The sequence below is a fragment of the Klebsiella sp. 64 genome (assembly GCF_018223915.1).
Classification (GTDB): domain Bacteria; phylum Pseudomonadota; class Gammaproteobacteria; order Enterobacterales; family Enterobacteriaceae; genus Klebsiella; species Klebsiella pneumoniae.
Window position 1 is genome coordinate 52,722 of the sequence record NZ_JAGRQZ010000011.1, and the last position, 16,800, is coordinate 69,521.

Here is a 16,800-nt window from a genome sequence, read left to right on the forward strand (position 1 = left end):
GACGCATGTTTGCAGCCTGAATCGTAGACTGTCTCTCGTTGAATCGCGACACAAACGTTTTGGGAGTATGTGATGCGCAATGTTATCGCTGCCGTCATGGCCTCAACGCTGGCGCTAAGTGCATATAGCCAGGCCGCTGAAGTCGTTACCAGCGTTAACTGGCTCCCCGGAGACGAAGGGGGACAGCGCGGTAGCCAAAGCCATATGTTTGACGGCATAAGTTTAACCGAGCAGCAACGTCAGCAGTTACGGGATCTTATGCAACGGGCACGCCACGACAGGCTCCCCGTTAATGTTAGCGAAATGGAGACAATGCATCGCCTTGTCACCGCAGAAAATTTTGATGAAAACGCTGTGCGCGCTCAGGCAGAAAAGATGGCGCAGGAACAGGTTGCCCGCCAGGTCGAGATGGCTAAGGTTCGCAACCAAATGTACCACCTGCTTACGCCAGAGCAGCAAGCGGTTTTAAATGCTAAGCACCAGCAGCGTATGGATCAGTTGCGTGAGGTTGCAAGGATGCAGAAAGGCTCAGCGATGATGCTTTCGAGTAGTAGCAACACCCTGCAACCCCAGTAACAAACCCTGTTTTCCTTGCCATAGACACCATCCCTGTCTTCCCCCACATGATGTGGGGGTTTTTTTTGCCCTTTTTACGGTAAATCAACTCCTTCGCCTATCCCGTGAGCGTCACAAGTTCGGGTTATACTAAGCGCATTGCAGGAGAAGGAGCCTATATGAATCAATCTTATGGCCGGTTGGTGAGCCGCGCCGCTATCGCCGCGACGGCTATGGCCTCCGCGTTACTTTTGATCAAAATTTTTGCGTGGTGGTATACCGGTTCTGTCAGTATTCTGGCTGCGCTGGTGGATTCGCTGGTGGACATTGCCGCCTCGCTGACCAACCTGCTGGTGGTTCGCTATTCGCTACAGCCTGCTGATGAAGAACATACCTTTGGTCATGGCAAAGCGGAGTCGCTGGCGGCGCTGGCGCAAAGCATGTTTATCTCCGGCTCGGCGCTGTTCCTGTTTCTCACCGGCATTCAGCACCTGGTGCGCCCGGAGCCGCTGCAGGCCGCCGGCGTCGGGGTCGTCGTCACATTGATCGCCCTCGTTAGTACGCTGGCGCTGGTGACTTTCCAGCGCTGGGTGGTGCGAAAAACCCAGAGCCAGGCGGTGCGGGCGGATATGCTTCATTATCAGTCTGATGTTATGATGAACGGCGCCATTCTGGTGGCGCTGGGCCTATCCTGGTACGGCTGGCATCGCGCCGACGCGTTGTTTGCCCTGGGGATTGGCATCTATATTTTATATAGCGCGCTGCGGATGGGCTATGAGGCGGTTCAGTCACTACTCGACCGCGCCTTGCCTGACGAGGAGCGTCAGGACATTATCACCATCGTGACCGCATGGCCCGGCATCCGCGGGGCGCACGATCTACGAACGCGGCAGTCAGGGCCGACCCGCTTTATTCAGATTCATTTGGAAATGGAAGATAACCTCCCGCTGGTGCAAGCCCACGTGATTGCAGACCAGGTGGAGCAGGCGATTCTGCGCCGTTTCCCGGGGTCCGATGTCATTATCCATCAGGATCCCAGCTCTGTGGTGCCAGCGGCGCAGCAGGGCTTTTTTGAGCGTTAGGTTATAGTCTGTAAACTCGATGTAAAAATGTGGGGCAGATCGGCATTTTTTGTATAAATTACCGCCGTTTGGTCTGACCTGAATCAATTCAGCTTGAGGCGTTTGATATACTATTGTCATTAGCGTCGTGCACTCCTGGTGAGGGAGCGCTTCAGGCAACAGAATTATTTTTTGCTTCCTAAGTTCAGAGGTAGTCATGATTAAGAAAATCGGTGTGTTGACAAGTGGCGGTGATGCGCCGGGCATGAACGCAGCAATTCGTGGCGTTGTGCGCGCGGCATTAACGGAAGGTCTGGAAGTTTTTGGAATCTATGACGGTTACCTCGGATTGTATGAAGACCGTATGGTTCAGCTCGACCGTTACAGCGTTTCCGACATGATCAACCGCGGCGGCACCTTCCTGGGCTCCGCTCGCTTCCCGGAATTCCGCGAAGAACACATCCGCGCTGTGGCTATCGAAAACATGAAGAAGCGCGGCCTGGACGCGCTGGTGGTTATCGGCGGTGACGGTTCCTATATGGGGGCGATGCGCCTGACCGAGATGGGCTTCCCATGCATCGGCCTGCCGGGCACCATCGACAACGATATCAAAGGCACTGACTACACCATCGGCTTCTTTACTGCCCTGAGCACCGTGGTGGAAGCGATTGACCGTTTGCGCGACACCTCCTCTTCGCACCAGCGTATCTCCGTGGTGGAAGTGATGGGCCGTTACTGTGGCGACCTGACCCTGGCGGCGGCGATTGCCGGCGGCTGTGAGTTCATCATGGTGCCTGAAGTGGAATATACCCGTGACGATCTGGTGGCAGAAATCAAAGCCGGTATCGCGAAAGGGAAAAAACACGCTATCGTGGCCATCACCGAGCACATGTGCGACGTTGACGAGCTGGCAAGCTACATCGAGAAAGAGACTGGCCGTGAAACTCGCGCCACCGTCCTCGGCCACATTCAGCGCGGCGGTTCCCCGGTTCCTTACGACCGCATCCTGGCTTCCCGCATGGGCGCCTATGCGATTGAGCTGCTGCTGCAGGGCCATGGCGGCCGTTGCGTCGGCATCCAGAACGAGAAGCTGGTGCACCACGACATCATCGATGCCATCGAGAACATGAAGCGTCCGTTCAAGAACGACTGGCTGGATTGCGCGAAGAAACTGTACTAAGTTACGCGCCGGATAAACAAAAGGCCTTCTCATGGAGAAGGCCTTTTTTATGGCGGAAGGTTTATTCGATATCCAGCGGGTCTTCCGACAGGATCATCCCGGTGTTATCGGCATACAGATGGTCGCCGGAGAAGAAAGTCACCCCGCCGAAATTGACGCGCACGTCGCTTTCGCCGATGCCTTCGCCAGCCGCGCCGACCGGAATCGCCGCCAGCGCCTGAATACCAATGTCCAGCTCCTCAAGGTCGTCAACCTGGCGCACCGCGCCATAGACCACCAACCCTTCCCATTCATTCTGGACGGCCAGACGCGCCAGGTCTGCGTCAATTAACGCGCGTCGTACTGAGCCGCCGCCGTCGATCAGGAGAATATGACCACGGCCATTCTGCTCGAGCAGATCGTAGAGCAACCCGTTATCCTCGAAACATTTAACCGTAATGATCTGTCCACCAAACGACGACCGTCCTCCAAAGTTAGAGAACAGCGGTTCCACGACGTTGACATCTTCCTGGTAGATGTCACAAAGCTCGGAAGTATCGTATTTCATAGGCTTAACGTTCAGTTGCTGCGAGAGTTTTTAGTATATCCCGCGAATCGCATTGTTGGCAAAATCATCAATTGTTAATTGATATTTGTCATTTAAGCCATCAGCTTACTGGCAATAATTCCGATAACAAACAGCAGGTTGGTCAGTAAGGCCCCTTTGACCGTCTTTTCGAGCATTGGCCGCATCGCCAGCGGATCGGATTCGCGCAGGACGTAGCGCGCCTGTTTCACCAGCAGCGGCGTGGCGAGAATAAACAGCCAGCCCCAGGCTGAATGCAGCGCCAGCAGGTTAAACAGCGCCAGACACAGCAGGGCGCCGAGCAGCAGGCAGGCATGATAGCGGCGGGCATTGACCGGGCCCAGGCGCACGGCGAGGGTGTTCTTCCCGTTCTGCCGGTCGCTGTCGATATCGCGCAGATTATTGATGTTCAGCACGGCGGTCGCCAGCAGACCGCAGGCTGTCGCCGGCAGAAAAATGGCCGCTTCCACATTATGGGCTTGCAGATACCAGCTGCCGAGGACGCTCAGCCAGCCGAAGAAAACGAGTACTGAGATATCACCCAGACCAATATATCCATACGGACGGGTGCCCACCGTGTAGGTGATGGCGGCCACGATAGACAGGCCTCCCAGGGCGAGGAAGCCGATGAAATCGCCGACGCTCTGCCAGGCGGCGCACAGCAGCGCCAGACCAAACAGGCAGATGAGTACGACGGTGACGATCAGGGCGCGCTTCATCTGCTGGGGGGTAATCACCCCTTTCTGCATCCCGCGCAGCGGCCCGATGCGATCCGGTTTATCGCTCCCCTTAACCGCGTCGCCGTAGTCATTGGCGAGGTTGGAAAGAATTTGCAGCAAGCCGGCGGTGATCAGCGCCAGCAGGGCAACCCAGGGATCAAAATGGCCCTGCTCCCAGGCAAGGACGGTGCCAACAATAATCGCGGCAAATGCCAGCGGTAACGTTTTAGGACGCAGGCTTTCCAGCCACGCCTGTGAACGGCTGATATCAGTCATAGTTATTTTAGCCAATAAAAATGGGGGCGATAGCCCCCATCAACAGTGATGAAAATGCATTGCACCGGATTATAGGATAAAACGGCTCAGATCTTCATCTGCCACCAGAACATCCAGGTGTTTACTCACATATTCGGCATCGATAGTGACGGTCTGGCCGTTCATCTCGCTGGCATCATAGGAGATATCTTCCACCAGGCGCTCCAGCACGGTGTGCAGGCGACGCGCACCGATGTTCTCGGTGGTTTCGTTTACCTGCCATGCGGCCTGGGCGATGCGCTTGATGCCGTCTTCGGTGAATTCGATGTTCACCCCTTCGGTCGCCATCAGCGCCTTGTACTGCACGGTGATGGAGGCATTCGGCTCGGTCAGGATGCGCTCGAAGTCGTGGGTGGTCAGCGCCTTCAGCTCAACGCGGATCGGCAGACGCCCCTGCAGTTCCGGGATCAGATCGGATGGGCTGGCCACCTGGAATGCGCCGGAGGCGATAAACAGGATGTGGTCGGTCTTGACCATCCCATGTTTGGTGGAGACGGTGCAGCCTTCCACCAGCGGCAGCAGGTCGCGCTGTACGCCTTCGCGGGAGACGTCCGGGCCGGAGGTGTTGCCGCCGCGCTTACAGATTTTGTCGATTTCGTCGATAAAGACGATACCGTGCTGCTCTACAGCGTCGATGGCTTCCTGCTTCAGCTCTTCCGGATTGACCAGTTTGGCCGCTTCTTCTTCAATCAGAAGCTTCATCGCGTCTTTGATTTTCAGCTTACGCGGTTTCTGCTTCTGGCCGCCGAGGTTCTGGAACATAGACTGCAACTGGCTGGTCATCTCTTCCATGCCCGGAGGGGACATGATTTCAACGCCCATCGGCGCCGCAGCGAGATCGATTTCAATCTCTTTATCGTCCAGCTGGCCTTCACGCAGTTTTTTACGGAACGCCTGGCGCGCTGCAGACGGTTCCTGCGACGGCTCAGTCTGGCCCCAGTTGTTCTTCGCCGGTGGGATCAGCACGTCGAGCACGCGCTCTTCCGCCAGCTCTTCCGCGCGGTAACGGTTCTTATCGATGGACTGCATGCGAACCATTTTGATCGCCGCATCGGTCAAATCGCGGATGATGGAGTCCACTTCTTTACCGACATAGCCCACTTCGGTGAACTTCGTCGCTTCAACTTTGATAAACGGCGCGTTAGCCAGTTTTGCCAGACGACGGGCGATTTCGGTTTTACCGACGCCGGTTGGGCCGATCATCAGAATGTTTTTCGGCGTGACTTCATGACGCAGCTCTTCGTTAAGCTGCATCCGACGCCAGCGGTTACGCAGGGCGATAGCAACAGAACGCTTGGCGGCGTCCTGACCGATAATGTGTTTGTCCAGTTCGCTGACAATTTCGCGTGGGGTCATTTCAGACATGGGAGATCCTTACGCTTTAGAAGGTAATTCTTCGATGGTGTGGAAATGGTTGGTATAGATGCAGATATCACCTGCAATATCCAACGCTTTCTCGGCGATGTCGCGCGCGCCCATATCGGTATTTTCCAACAGCGCGCGGGCCGCGGCCTGGGCGTAAGGACCGCCGGAGCCGATAGCAATCAAATCGTTTTCCGGCTGTACCACGTCACCGTTACCGGTGATGATAAGCGACGCGTTTTCGTCCGCGACGGCCAGCAGCGCTTCCAGTTTGCGCAACATCCGGTCAGTTCGCCAGTCTTTGGCCAGCTCAACGGCGGCCTTCACCAGATGGCCCTGGTGCATTTCCAGTTTACGTTCAAACAGTTCGAACAGCGTGAAGGCGTCGGCGGTGCCGCCAGCGAAACCGGCAATCACTTTGTCGTTGTACAGACGACGCACTTTCTTCACATTGCCCTTCATCACGGTGTTGCCCAGCGTGGCCTGGCCATCACCGGCAATAACAACATGGCCGTTACGGCGAACACTTACAATTGTAGTCACGAGCAGACCCCTTGGTTGCAAAAGCGGAACAGGGGCCCCGCGCTGTCCGCGGGGCCGAATGCAATTATAGATGGGGGGGATTTTGAGGGTTTCAACCCCTGGCGGCGAGACGAATGCAGTTCGCGTGTCCAGCCATCTTCAGGCGGGTGATCATCTCGTTGGCGCTTTCTTTGCCTTTCAACGGGCCAATAACCACGCGGTTCCAGCCGTTGTTAGTGGTAATGTGCGAAGCAAACCCTTCGAAAGCCAGCTGAGCGCGGACGGTTTCGGCCTGCTCGGCGCCTTTAAAAGAGCCGCACTGGATCATCCAGCTACGATCGTCTTTCTTCTCGGCGGTGGTTTTCGGCGCTTCTTCCACCCGAGTTACCGGCGCCGCGGCCTGGGTACGCGGCTGCGTGGTATTGGTATGCGCTGGCGTCTGCAGCAGATCCTGGTACGGCTGCTGGTTTGACGCGGTCTGCTTCGGCTGTTGCTGCTGAACCGGCTTCGGCTGCTGAACGCGCGGCGGCTGCTGAACGCGCGGCGGCTGCTGTTGGACGGTCTGCGCCTGAGTCTGCGCCCACTGTTGCTGCTGCGCCTGCTGCTGTTGCTGCGCTAAACGCTGACGCTGAAGCGTCTGCTGGCGCTGCGCCGGCGTTTGTTCGTTCCACGGCACTTCGGTCAGCTGGGTCGGCTGCTGGCGCATATCGGCCTGCATCTGGGCGAGCAGCTGGCGCTGCTCGTCGGTCAGCTGTTCCGGTTTCATGACTTCGCCACCGGCGGTCGGTTCGGTCGGCGCGCGGACGCCAGGCTGGCGGCTTTCCAGCTCTTTAATATAGCGCCAGCGCTCTTCCGGTTTGGGCGGCAAGCCGTTGCCGGCGGCCTGGCGATTTTGCATCGCTTCCGCTTCTTCTTTCTTATGATGCGTAATGAAATAGAGGCCACCGATAAAGGCCACCAGCACAGCCGCCGCGATCGCCACCATCGCCGGTGAAATCGCCGGAAGGCTGCTTTGCTTATTCCTTGAGCTTCGGGTCGTGCTCTTTTTGCGCCGCGAAGAAGCCGGTTGGCTGCGGCGTACATAATCTCGTTGTGCCACTATCGTTTCGCTGTCTTATATTCGTTCGTCAGCCCGCCATGTTACTTAAGCGGCGGGCCTTTGACCAGAAGAGCAGGCCCGAAAGCCTGATGGTTATCGTCTGATTTTTTGCGTACTGCCGCGAACAATCAGTTCGCAATCGAGCAGACGCGAGCCGCTGTTCACGTTATGCCCCTGCATTTGCTCCAGTAATAGCAGCATTCCTTCACGGCCGATATCAAACCGTGGCTGTGAAACCGTGGTCAACGGCGGGTCGCAAAATTCAGACAACGCGATGTTATCGAAGCCGACAATTGACAGGTCGTCCGGTACTTTCAGACCGCGACGTTTTGCCAGCGATAAGGCGCCCAGCGCCATCACATCGCTATGGCAAAAGACCGCCGTGGGCGGCACCGGCTGCGCCAGGAGCTGCTCCAGCGCATTGGCGCCGGCTTCGAAGGTAAAGTTGCCGCGAGCAATATAGTGCGGATCGACGGTGATACCGCTGCGGCGCAGCGCCTGCACATAACCCTGCAGGCGATAATGGCACAACGGCATATCTTCCGGGCCGGCGATACAGCCGATACGCTGATGTCCCAGCTCGTGGAGATAATTTACCGCGTTAAAGGCCGCCGTCAGGTTATCGATATGGACGGTGGGCAGCTCCAGCTCCGGCGCAAACTCATTCGACATGACCATTGGCGGCAAATTGCGCTGCTCTTCCACGCTGGCGTCAAACGGCAAGCGCGAGCTGAGCAGCACCATGCCGTCGATCTGCTTGGTGATGATAAGGTCGATAAAGGTTTTTTCTTTCTGATTCTGGTGGGCGCAATCGCCGATTAACACCAGATAGCCGTGCTCGGCGGCAGTGACTTCAATACCGCGGATCACTTCACTAAAGAAGGGATCGCAGATATCCGGGACGATCACGAGGATCGTCCGCGATTCGTTGCGCTTCATATTGCGTCCGAGCGACTGCGGTAAATAGCCGACTTCCAGCGCCGCCTGCTCGACCCGGTTACGGGTGGCTTGCGACACCTTATCAGGGTTCATCAACGCTCGGGACACGGTTGCCGTGGAAACGTTTGCCTTGAGGGCGACGTCTTTCATGGTGGCGGCAACCACTTGTTTTTTGGGCTTCACCTGGTTTCTCCTCGCTGAATGGCGCTGGCATTTCCCTTGGGCGCTAACTGCTGCATCATTTTTATCAGATAGTCGCGGCAGTGAGTTACAGAATTTTCATGAAAAACGTGATGCTTGTTAAATTTTTCGATCCGGCTCGCAAGAGAAGGCTTATCCTTCAATCGGATCGACATCCAGCACCCACTTCACTTTTCTCGCCTCCGGAAGCGTATTGATCAGCGCCAGCGTACCGCTAACGATATGTTGCAGACGCACCCGCGAAGGATGCTGCAGCAATATTTGCCAGCGCCAGCGGCCGCCGCGCTTTGGCGCCAGCGCCGGAACCGGACCGAGCACCCATAGCTTTTCGTCGGCCAGCGGGCTGGCCTGCAGCAGATTGCGCAGCTGTTGTAAAAACAGCGGCGCCTGCTGGTTGTTATGGTCTTCCGCACGAATCAGCACATGGCTGGTCCACGGCGGCAGCTGCATCGTCTGCCGCTCTGCCAGCGCCTGTTCGGCAAAGGCGTCGTAGCCTTTATACAGCAGGGTCTGCAAAAGAGGGTGTTCCGGATGGTGGGTTTGAAGAATGACCTCGCCCTGTTTTCCTGCCCGGCCCGCTCGTCCGGAGACCTGGGTATAAAGCTGAGCGAAACGCTCTGCGGAGCGGAAATCAGCGGAAAACAGCGCCCCGTCGACATCCAGCAGGGAGACGAGGGTGACGTCCGGGAAGTGGTGCCCTTTGGCCAGCATTTGGGTGCCAATCAGAATACGCGCCCCGCCGCGATGGACGGCGGCGAGATGCTCCTCCAGCGCTCCTTTGCGGCTGGTGGTATCGCGGTCGATACGCGAGATAGGCACCTCAGGGAACAGCGGCGCCAGGGCCTGCTCCAGCTGCTCGGTGCCGATCCCTACCGGCACCAGATGCGTGGAGCCGCAGGAAGGACACTGGCGCGGGATCGGGCGCTGGCTGTCGCAATGGTGGCAGCGCAGATGGTGCTGCGCCTGGTGCAACGTATAGTAACTGTCGCAGCGCGGGCATTCCGCTATCCAGCCGCAATCGTGGCACAGCAGCGCTGGCGCAAAGCCGCGGCGGTTAAGAAACAGGATCACCTGGTTATCCGCTTGCAGGTGCTGGCGCATACGGCTAATCAGTGCGGGAGACAGGCCCGCCTGCAGCGGTTGCCCTTTGAGATCGAGCACGTGCTGCTGGGCCGGGCGCGCATTGCCCGCGCGTTTGCTTAAGGTTAACTGGCGATATTTACCCTGGCGGACGTTATGCAGAGTCTCCAGCGCCGGCGTCGCCGAGCCGAGAATTATCGGGATCTGCTCGCTGTGGGCGCGCCATACCGCCAGGTCGCGGGCATGGTAGCGCCAGCCTTCCTGCTGCTTGTAGGAGCTATCATGCTCTTCGTCGATGACGATGACGCCGAGATCTTTAAATGGGGTAAACAGCGAGGAGCGGGTGCCGATCACAATGGCCGCTTCGCCATTTTTCGCCTTCAGCCAGGCCGAGAGACGTTCGCTGTCATTGAGCCCGGAGTGCAGCACTTCCACCGGCGCGTTAAAGCGCTGGCGAAATCGGGCGATGGTTTGCGGCGTCAGGCCGATCTCCGGCACCATCACCAGCGCCTGGCGCCCCTGCGCCAGCACATTCTCCAGCACGCTCAAATAGACTTCCGTTTTCCCGGAGCCGGTAATACCCGCCAGCAGCCAGGCGGAGAAACGATCGGCGGCGCTGTGGATCGCCCCGACGGCGGTGGCCTGCTCGGTATTCAGGCGCAGGCGTTCGCCGGCAACCGAATACGCGCTGCGCCAGTCGGTGAGGGCGGGCGCTTCGCAGGCCAGCTCCGCCAGCCCTTTGCCGCGCAGCGCCTGCAGCGCCGCTTCATTGAATTCCAGTTCGCCAACCTGATGACGCCAGATTTTACCCTGGCGCAGCGCCGCCAGCGCCTGCTGCTGCTTCCGGGAGCGTTTCAGGCCGTTAAGGTCGACAACCTGCCCCTGCTCGGTGGCGAACCAGTACCACAGCGGCGTGGCGCTGGCGGGTTTACCCTGGCGCAGCATAACGGGTAATGCATGGAACAGCACATCGCCGATCGGGTGATGGTAATACTCAGCCGCCCACATCAGCAGTCGCCAGACAGTCGTGGAGAAGACCGGCTCGTCGTCCAGCGCTTCGGCGACCGGTTTTAGCTCATCCAGCGGCAGTTCGCTGCGCTCGCTCACCGCCGCGACAATGCCGATCCGCTCCTGTTTGCCGAACGGCACCCGCACCCGACAGCCCGCTTTGACCGCCATGCCTTCAGGCAGCAGGTAGTCAAAAGTGCGCGGTAGCGGAACGGGTAGGGCAACGTGGGCGACGGACATGTCATCTTCCTGACTTGAAATCTGGCGGGATAGTATACACATTACGATAAGGCGGCGCGGATCAGTTTGCATATGCTGGTCAAATTCTGTATGATTCGCCGCCTTTGATGCGCTTTATATCGCATTGAAGATTGACCATTACCGCGTGCTTCACGCTGTCAGCAGCGTAGAAGGCGACGGGAAATTACTAATATCGCGTGGTGTCTGGCGTTAGGGCTGGAAGAGCGACGCGGCCTTAACTGAGGTTCTCCCATGAAAAAAGGTATTCACCCAAATTACGACGAAATTACTGCTACCTGTTCTTGCGGTAATGTCATGAAAATCCGCTCCACCGTTGGTCACGACCTGAACCTCGACGTGTGCGGCAAATGCCACCCGTTCTTCACCGGCAAACAGCGTGATGTTGCTACCGGTGGCCGTGTTGACCGCTTCAACAAGCGCTTCAGCATCCCGGGCAGCAAGTAAGTTGCCAGAAGAAGCCGCCTCAGGGCGGCTTTTTTGTCTCTTCCGCCTGCCTGGGCGGGAAAGAAAAAAGGGCGGAAGATTATTCCGCCCTTTTTATCGTCTCAGTATTCCCACGTATCCGGGTCGATTCCCAGTTCACGCATAATCGCTTTCGCCGCTTCCGGGATCTCATCGCTGCGCTCTTTACGCAGGTCTTCATCGTTAGGCAACGGTTGTCCGGTAAAGGCATGCAGAAACGCTTCGCACAGTAGCTCGCTGTTGGTCGCGTGACGCAGGTTATTCACCTGACGACGCGTGCGTTCATCGGTGAGGATTTTTAACACCTTCAGAGGAATGGAAACCGTAATTTTCTTTACTTGTTCACTCTTCTTACCGTGCTCAGCGTATGGGCTGATATATTCGCCGCTCCATTCAGCCATGAGATACCTTAATCCTCTGTTTATTAGTGAAGGGCCAGAATATTCCGCCCGGGCTATAATTGCGCGTAGTTTACCGTATGCGCGGGCTTTCTGACATGAGATAAGCCGCCGACGACGTGCGCTAATGCATATAATTTTAACGGCTATTTGCACTTTGCTCAATCTATACGCAAAGAAGTTTAGATGTCCAGATGTATTGACGTCTATTGTGACAATGATTACTCTGGAGCCTGACTTTTCACCGATTCAGCCCAGGAACTTCCCAACATGACGCGTAAACAGGCCACCATCGCAGTGCGTAGCGGTTTAAATGACGACGAGCAGTACGGTTGCGTTGTCCCGCCGATTCACCTCTCCAGTACCTATAACTTCACCGGCTTTAATGAACCGCGCGCCCACGACTACTCCCGTCGTGGCAATCCGACGCGCGATGTGGTGCAGCGCGCCTTAGCGGAGCTGGAGGGCGGCGCCGGCGCGGTGCTGACCAATACCGGAATGTCGGCGATCCTGCTGGTGACGACGGTGTTCCTTAAACCTGGCGATCTGCTGGTGGCGCCGCACGACTGCTACGGCGGCAGCTACCGTCTGTTCGACAGCCTGGCGAAGCGCGGCTGCTATCGCGTCCAGTTTGTCGATCAAAGCGATGAGCAGGCGCTGCGGGCGGCGCTGGCGGAAAAACCGAAGCTGGTGTTGGTGGAAAGCCCAAGTAATCCATTGCTGCGGGTGGTGGATATTGCGAAAATCTGTGGTCTGGCGCGTGAGGCCGGGGCAATTAGCGTGGTGGACAACACCTTCCTGAGCCCGGCGTTGCAAAACCCGCTGGCGCTGGGCGCCGATCTGGTGCTGCATTCCTGTACCAAATACCTCAATGGTCACTCCGATGTGGTGGCCGGGGTGGTGATTGCCAAAGATCCGGCAACTGTCACCGAACTGGCATGGTGGGCGAATAATATTGGCGTCACCGGCAGCGCCTTCGACAGCTATCTGCTGTTGCGCGGGCTGCGGACGCTGTCTCCACGGATGGAAGTGGCGCAGCGAAATGCCCTGGCGATCGTTGAGTATCTGAAAACCCAGCCGCTGGTGAAAAAGCTGTATCATCCATCGCTGCCGGAAAACCAGGGGCATGAAATTGCGGCGCGTCAGCAAAAAGGTTTTGGCGCAATGTTAAGCTTCGAGCTTGACGGTGACGAGCAGACGCTGCGCCGTTTTCTGAGCGGGCTGTCGCTGTTTACACTGGCGGAATCGCTGGGGGGCGTTGAAAGCCTGATTTCCCATGCGGCAACGATGACGCATGCCGGCATGGCGCCTGAAGCGCGTGCCGCCGCCGGAATTTCAGAAACGCTCCTGCGTATATCGACCGGTATTGAAGATGGTGAAGATTTAATTGCCGACCTGGAAAATGGCTTCCGGGCAGCAAACGAGGAATAAAGATGAGTGTGATTGCGCAGGCAGGGGCGAAGGGTCGTCAGCTGCACAAATTTGGTGGGAGTAGTTTAGCGGATGCGAAATGTTACCTGCGCGTCGCGGGGATCATGAAGGAGTATTCGCAGGCGGGGGATATGATGGTCGTCTCCGCCGCTGGCAGCACCACCAACCAGCTGATCAGCTGGCTTAAGCTTAGCCAGAGCGATCGCCTTGCTGCGCATCAGGTTCAGCAGTCGCTTCGCCGCTATCACACCGAGCTGATTGGCGGTCAGCTGGAGCCTGCGGCGGCGGATACGTTGATAGCCGCCTTTATCCACGACCTTGAGCGTCTGGCTGGTCTGCTGGACGGCGGGGTTTCCGAAGCGGTCTATGCGGAAGTGGTCGGCCATGGGGAAGTGTGGTCCGCGCGCCTGATGGCGGCGGTTCTCAACCAGCTGGGTATGGAAGCCGCCTGGCTGGACGCGCGCGCGTTCCTGCGCGCGGAACGCGCCGCGCAGCCGCAGGTGGATGAAGGATTATCCTATCCGCTGCTGCAGCAGCTGATGGCGCAGCATCCTAACAAACGTCTGGTGGTGACCGGCTTTATCTCCCGCAACCAGGCCGGCGAAACCGTCCTGCTGGGCCGTAACGGGTCTGACTACTCTGCCACCCAGATCGGCGCGCTGGCGGGCGCCTCCCGGGTCACTATCTGGAGCGACGTTGCCGGGGTGTACAGCGCGGATCCGCGCAAGGTGAAAGACGCCTGCCTGCTGCCGCTGCTGCGTCTGGACGAAGCCAGCGAGCTGGCGCGCCTGGCCGCGCCGGTGCTCCATGCCCGCACGCTACAGCCGGTTTCCGCCAGTGATATCGATCTGCAGTTACGCTGTAGCTACACGCCGGAACAGGGTTCCACGCGCATTGAGCGCGTGCTGGCCTCCGGTACCGGCGCACGGATTGTCACCAGCCATGACGACGTCTGCCTGGTGGAGTTCCAGGTGCCGGCCGGTCACGATTTCAAACTGGCGCATAAAGAGCTGGACGCTCTGCTCAAACGCGCCCAGCTGCGCCCGTTAGCCGTTGGCGTCCATGCCGACCGTAAGCTGCTGCAGTTCTGCTATACCTCCGAGGTGGCCGACAGCGCGCTGAAATTGCTCGATGAAGCCGGTCTGCCGGGCGAGCTGCGTCTGCGTCAGAAGCTGGCGCTGGTGGCGATGGTGGGCGCGGGAGTCACCCGTAACCCGCTGCACTGCCACCGTTTCTGGCAGCAGCTCAAAGGGCAGCCGGTGGAGTTCACCTGGCAGTCTGAAGAGGGGATCAGCCTGGTGGCGGTGCTACGCGCCGGGCCGACGGAAAGCCTGATCCAGGGGCTGCATCAGTCCTTGTTTCGCGCCGAAAAGCGTATTGGCCTGATGCTGTTCGGCAAAGGGAACATTGGTTCCCGCTGGCTGGAGCTTTTCGCCCGTGAACAAACTACGCTCTCGGCGCGTACCGGTTTCGAGTTTATTCTCGCCGGCGTAGTCGACAGTAAACGCAGCCTGCTGAATTACGACGGGCTGGATGCCAGCCGGGCGCTGGCTTTCTTCAACGATGAAGCGGTGGAGCAGGATGAAGAGTCGCTGTTCCTGTGGATGCGCGCGCACCCGTATGATGATTTAGTGGTGCTGGACGTCACCGCCAGCGAACAGCTGGCCGACCAGTATCTTGATTTCGCCAGCCATGGCTTCCACGTCATTAGCGCCAACAAGCTGGCGGGCGCCAGCAACAGTGATAAATATCGTCAGATCCACGACGCGTTTGAGAAAACGGGGCGCCACTGGCTATATAACGCCACCGTGGGCGCCGGCTTGCCGGTGAACCATACAGTGCGCGACCTGATTGACAGCGGCGATACTATTCTCGGCCTGAGCGGTATCTTCTCGGGAACGCTCTCCTGGCTGTTCCTGCAGTTTGATGGCACCGTGCCGTTCACCGACCTGGTGGATCAGGCGTGGCAGCAGGGGCTGACCGAGCCGGATCCGCGCGTCGATCTGTCCGGTAAGGATGTGATGCGTAAGCTGGTGATCCTCGCGCGGGAAGCGGGCTATGACATCGAACCGGATCAGGTGCGTGTGGAATCACTGGTGCCGGCGCACTGTGAAGAGGGGTCGGTCGATCACTTCTTTGAGAATGGCGAAGAGCTGAACGAGCAGATGCTGCAGCGTCTGGAAGCGGCCCGCGAGATGGGGCTGGTGCTCCGCTACGTGGCGCGCTTTGATGCCAACGGCAAAGCACGCGTCGGTGTGGAAGCGGTACGCGAAGAGCACCCGCTGGCGGCGCTGCTGCCGTGCGATAACGTGTTTGCCATCGAAAGCCGCTGGTATCGCGATAACCCGCTGGTGATCCGCGGGCCCGGCGCCGGGCGCGATGTGACCGCCGGGGCGATCCAGTCGGATATTAACCGCCTGGCGCAGCTGCTGTAAGCGTCGCGTTATACTCTTGAACCAGTGAGGCCACTATTTGCGTTACGCGCCCTGCGGAATACAGGGCGCTCTGCGCAAACGCGGGTCTGTTTTTCAGCCATATTGTAAACCGTCGGCTGGCCGCAAGGTCTGGTAGAAAGGCGTTCTCTTCTGCAGTGCCGGCAAGCCGGCAGACCATTTTCTGATTCTCTTCCTGCGTCCAACGCTGCCATGAGTTTTGCCACCAGCCATGATGGGTTTTCCCCTGTAGCTGCCACGGAGCCGGGCTGGCTGGGTTCCTTATCTCTTCTTCCACATACCATAGATCGCCTTGCCGCTGACGAAAAAGCGGCGCCCAGGCAACGATCGCCGCGCCGCGTAAAAAGCATTCATGCGCAATAACGTGCGTTTTCACCTCTGGAAACCGCTGGCTGAGCAGTTTGAAATGACCGTGCGCGGCGATAACCGGGCGCAATATATTGCCGCGGGCATGGCGCTTTTGCATTGCGCTGCCGTACTGGATTTCATCGAACTGACTGCGTTGTAAAAAGCGCATTTCAGTGAGAGAAATACGTTGAATAATATCGTCAGTCTCCTCCCTGTCGGCTTGTCCGCCGCGCCAGTGATAGCGTAATGATTCGCCTACCGCGAAAGGAGTGAAATTAGAGGTAAGATGAATAACATTACCGCGCACGGCATCAAAGCTTAATAAAAAATAGAGCTTTTGCCCGGCGGCATTACCCTGGAATGGCGCTATCAACGGTACGCTGCAAATACGTCGTGGGGCTTCAATTGGGGCGATGTGTGGGAATTTTGGCGTCCAGACCTTTTTACAGTGGCGGCACTGAAGGCGTTGCGTACCCTGCGGATTGCGGCCGTAGCGAATAATATCCCGCTGATAGCATACCGGGCAAAAATAGCCGTAGCGGCGGGCATGATCCGTCAGATAAGCCGCCAGCCAGGGGCGGAATTCCCGTTCGTTAAACAGGGGGGGATAGCTGCCGCAGGCTGCGCAGTAGAGCGCCGGGTAGCCCAGCCGAAAATTCGGGAAATGATACTCAGCCGCAGACGGTAAACCTAAATTGCGGCAGCCAAAAGTTTTACAGGCATTAATGGTAAAGAGAGTATCCACTGGCAGGTCAATACCAACGATTTTTACAGGTCGTTAATTTTGTCCTGCTCAGGTTGCATACAACTGCGAATGCTCTCACATAAAAAAGTCTTTCAG

Annotated in this window: 15 protein-coding genes; 6 read left to right on the top strand and 9 right to left on the bottom strand. The window is 57.8% G+C overall.

Annotated features, from left to right (window positions below):
- Window positions 1-72: 72 nt before the first annotated feature.
- The 3 genes from cpxP (at window position 73) to pfkA (ending at window position 2,796) form a co-directional block, all read left to right on the top strand.
- A complete protein-coding gene (gene cpxP / locus KHQ23_RS08900; protein ID WP_004178004.1) occupies window positions 73-576 on the top strand; it encodes a cell-envelope stress modulator CpxP in 504 nt (167 codons plus the stop codon).
- Window positions 577-734: 158 nt separating this feature from the next.
- Entirely contained in the window at window positions 735-1,637 is a 903-nt protein-coding gene (fieF, locus tag KHQ23_RS08905; protein WP_002882907.1) for a CDF family cation-efflux transporter FieF, read from the top strand.
- Window positions 1,638-1,833: 196 nt separating this feature from the next.
- Window positions 1,834-2,796 carry a 6-phosphofructokinase gene (gene pfkA, locus KHQ23_RS08910; protein WP_002882911.1) on the top strand — a complete coding sequence of 321 codons (963 nt, stop codon included), beginning with the start codon at window positions 1,834-1,836 and terminating at the stop codon, window positions 2,794-2,796.
- A 61-nt stretch (window positions 2,797-2,857) separates the two neighbouring features.
- On the opposite strand, the gene rraA is transcribed toward pfkA, so the two are convergent.
- The 7 genes from rraA to priA all read right to left on the bottom strand — a co-directional run bounded on the left by rraA (window position 2,858) and on the right by priA (window position 10,846).
- Window positions 2,858-3,343, bottom strand: a complete 486-nt coding sequence (gene rraA, locus KHQ23_RS08915) for a ribonuclease E activity regulator RraA (protein ID WP_002882913.1) — start codon at window positions 3,341-3,343, stop codon at window positions 2,858-2,860.
- A gap of 92 nt (window positions 3,344-3,435) precedes the next feature.
- Window positions 3,436-4,356 (bottom strand): 1,4-dihydroxy-2-naphthoate polyprenyltransferase, encoded by a 921-nt coding sequence (gene menA, locus KHQ23_RS08920; RefSeq protein ID WP_002882914.1) that lies wholly within the window; start codon window positions 4,354-4,356, stop codon window positions 3,436-3,438.
- Window positions 4,357-4,425: 69 nt separating this feature from the next.
- Complete coding sequence (gene hslU / locus KHQ23_RS08925) at window positions 4,426-5,760, bottom strand: HslU--HslV peptidase ATPase subunit (RefSeq protein ID WP_002882917.1); 1,335 nt, start codon at window positions 5,758-5,760, stop codon at window positions 4,426-4,428.
- 9 nt (window positions 5,761-5,769) lie between these two features.
- Window positions 5,770-6,300 carry an ATP-dependent protease subunit HslV gene (gene hslV, locus KHQ23_RS08930; protein ID WP_002882918.1) on the bottom strand — a complete coding sequence of 177 codons (531 nt, stop codon included), beginning with the start codon at window positions 6,298-6,300 and terminating at the stop codon, window positions 5,770-5,772.
- A 91-nt stretch (window positions 6,301-6,391) separates the two neighbouring features.
- The gene (gene ftsN / locus KHQ23_RS08935; RefSeq protein WP_072001633.1) at window positions 6,392-7,378 is read right to left on the bottom strand and encodes a cell division protein FtsN; all 987 of its coding nucleotides are present in this window, start codon (window positions 7,376-7,378) and stop codon (window positions 6,392-6,394) included.
- Between the two features lie 93 nt (window positions 7,379-7,471).
- Window positions 7,472-8,500: a DNA-binding transcriptional regulator CytR gene (cytR, locus tag KHQ23_RS08940; RefSeq protein ID WP_002882921.1), complete on the bottom strand. Its 1,029-nt coding sequence runs from the start codon at window positions 8,498-8,500 to the stop codon at window positions 7,472-7,474.
- A gap of 150 nt (window positions 8,501-8,650) precedes the next feature.
- The gene (priA, locus tag KHQ23_RS08945; RefSeq protein WP_004177997.1) at window positions 8,651-10,846 is read right to left on the bottom strand and encodes a primosomal protein N'; all 2,196 of its coding nucleotides are present in this window, start codon (window positions 10,844-10,846) and stop codon (window positions 8,651-8,653) included.
- A gap of 252 nt (window positions 10,847-11,098) precedes the next feature.
- Here priA and rpmE point away from each other — a divergent pair, with 252 nt between their 5' ends.
- Window positions 11,099-11,311 (top strand): 50S ribosomal protein L31, encoded by a 213-nt coding sequence (gene rpmE / locus KHQ23_RS08950; RefSeq protein WP_002882922.1) that lies wholly within the window; start codon window positions 11,099-11,101, stop codon window positions 11,309-11,311.
- A gap of 101 nt (window positions 11,312-11,412) precedes the next feature.
- Here rpmE and metJ read toward each other — a convergent pair whose 3' ends face one another.
- The gene (gene metJ, locus KHQ23_RS08955; protein ID WP_002882924.1) at window positions 11,413-11,730 is read right to left on the bottom strand and encodes a met regulon transcriptional regulator MetJ; all 318 of its coding nucleotides are present in this window, start codon (window positions 11,728-11,730) and stop codon (window positions 11,413-11,415) included.
- 267 nt (window positions 11,731-11,997) lie between these two features.
- Between metJ and metB the strand changes: the two genes are divergently transcribed.
- Together metB and KHQ23_RS08965 are read left to right on the top strand one after the other, a co-directional pair.
- Complete coding sequence (gene metB, locus KHQ23_RS08960; protein ID WP_004150388.1) at window positions 11,998-13,158, top strand: cystathionine gamma-synthase; 1,161 nt, start codon at window positions 11,998-12,000, stop codon at window positions 13,156-13,158.
- 2 nt (window positions 13,159-13,160) lie between these two features.
- Entirely contained in the window at window positions 13,161-15,593 is a 2,433-nt protein-coding gene (locus tag KHQ23_RS08965; RefSeq protein ID WP_211776941.1) for a bifunctional aspartate kinase/homoserine dehydrogenase II, read from the top strand.
- Here the strand turns inward: KHQ23_RS08965 and KHQ23_RS08970 are convergent.
- Window positions 15,568-16,704, bottom strand: coding sequence for an IS1 family transposase (locus KHQ23_RS08970; protein WP_004895143.1), 1,137 nt, complete (start codon window positions 16,702-16,704; stop codon window positions 15,568-15,570). The genes KHQ23_RS08965 and KHQ23_RS08970 overlap by 26 nt on opposite strands.
- Window positions 16,705-16,800: the final 96 nt, after the last annotated feature.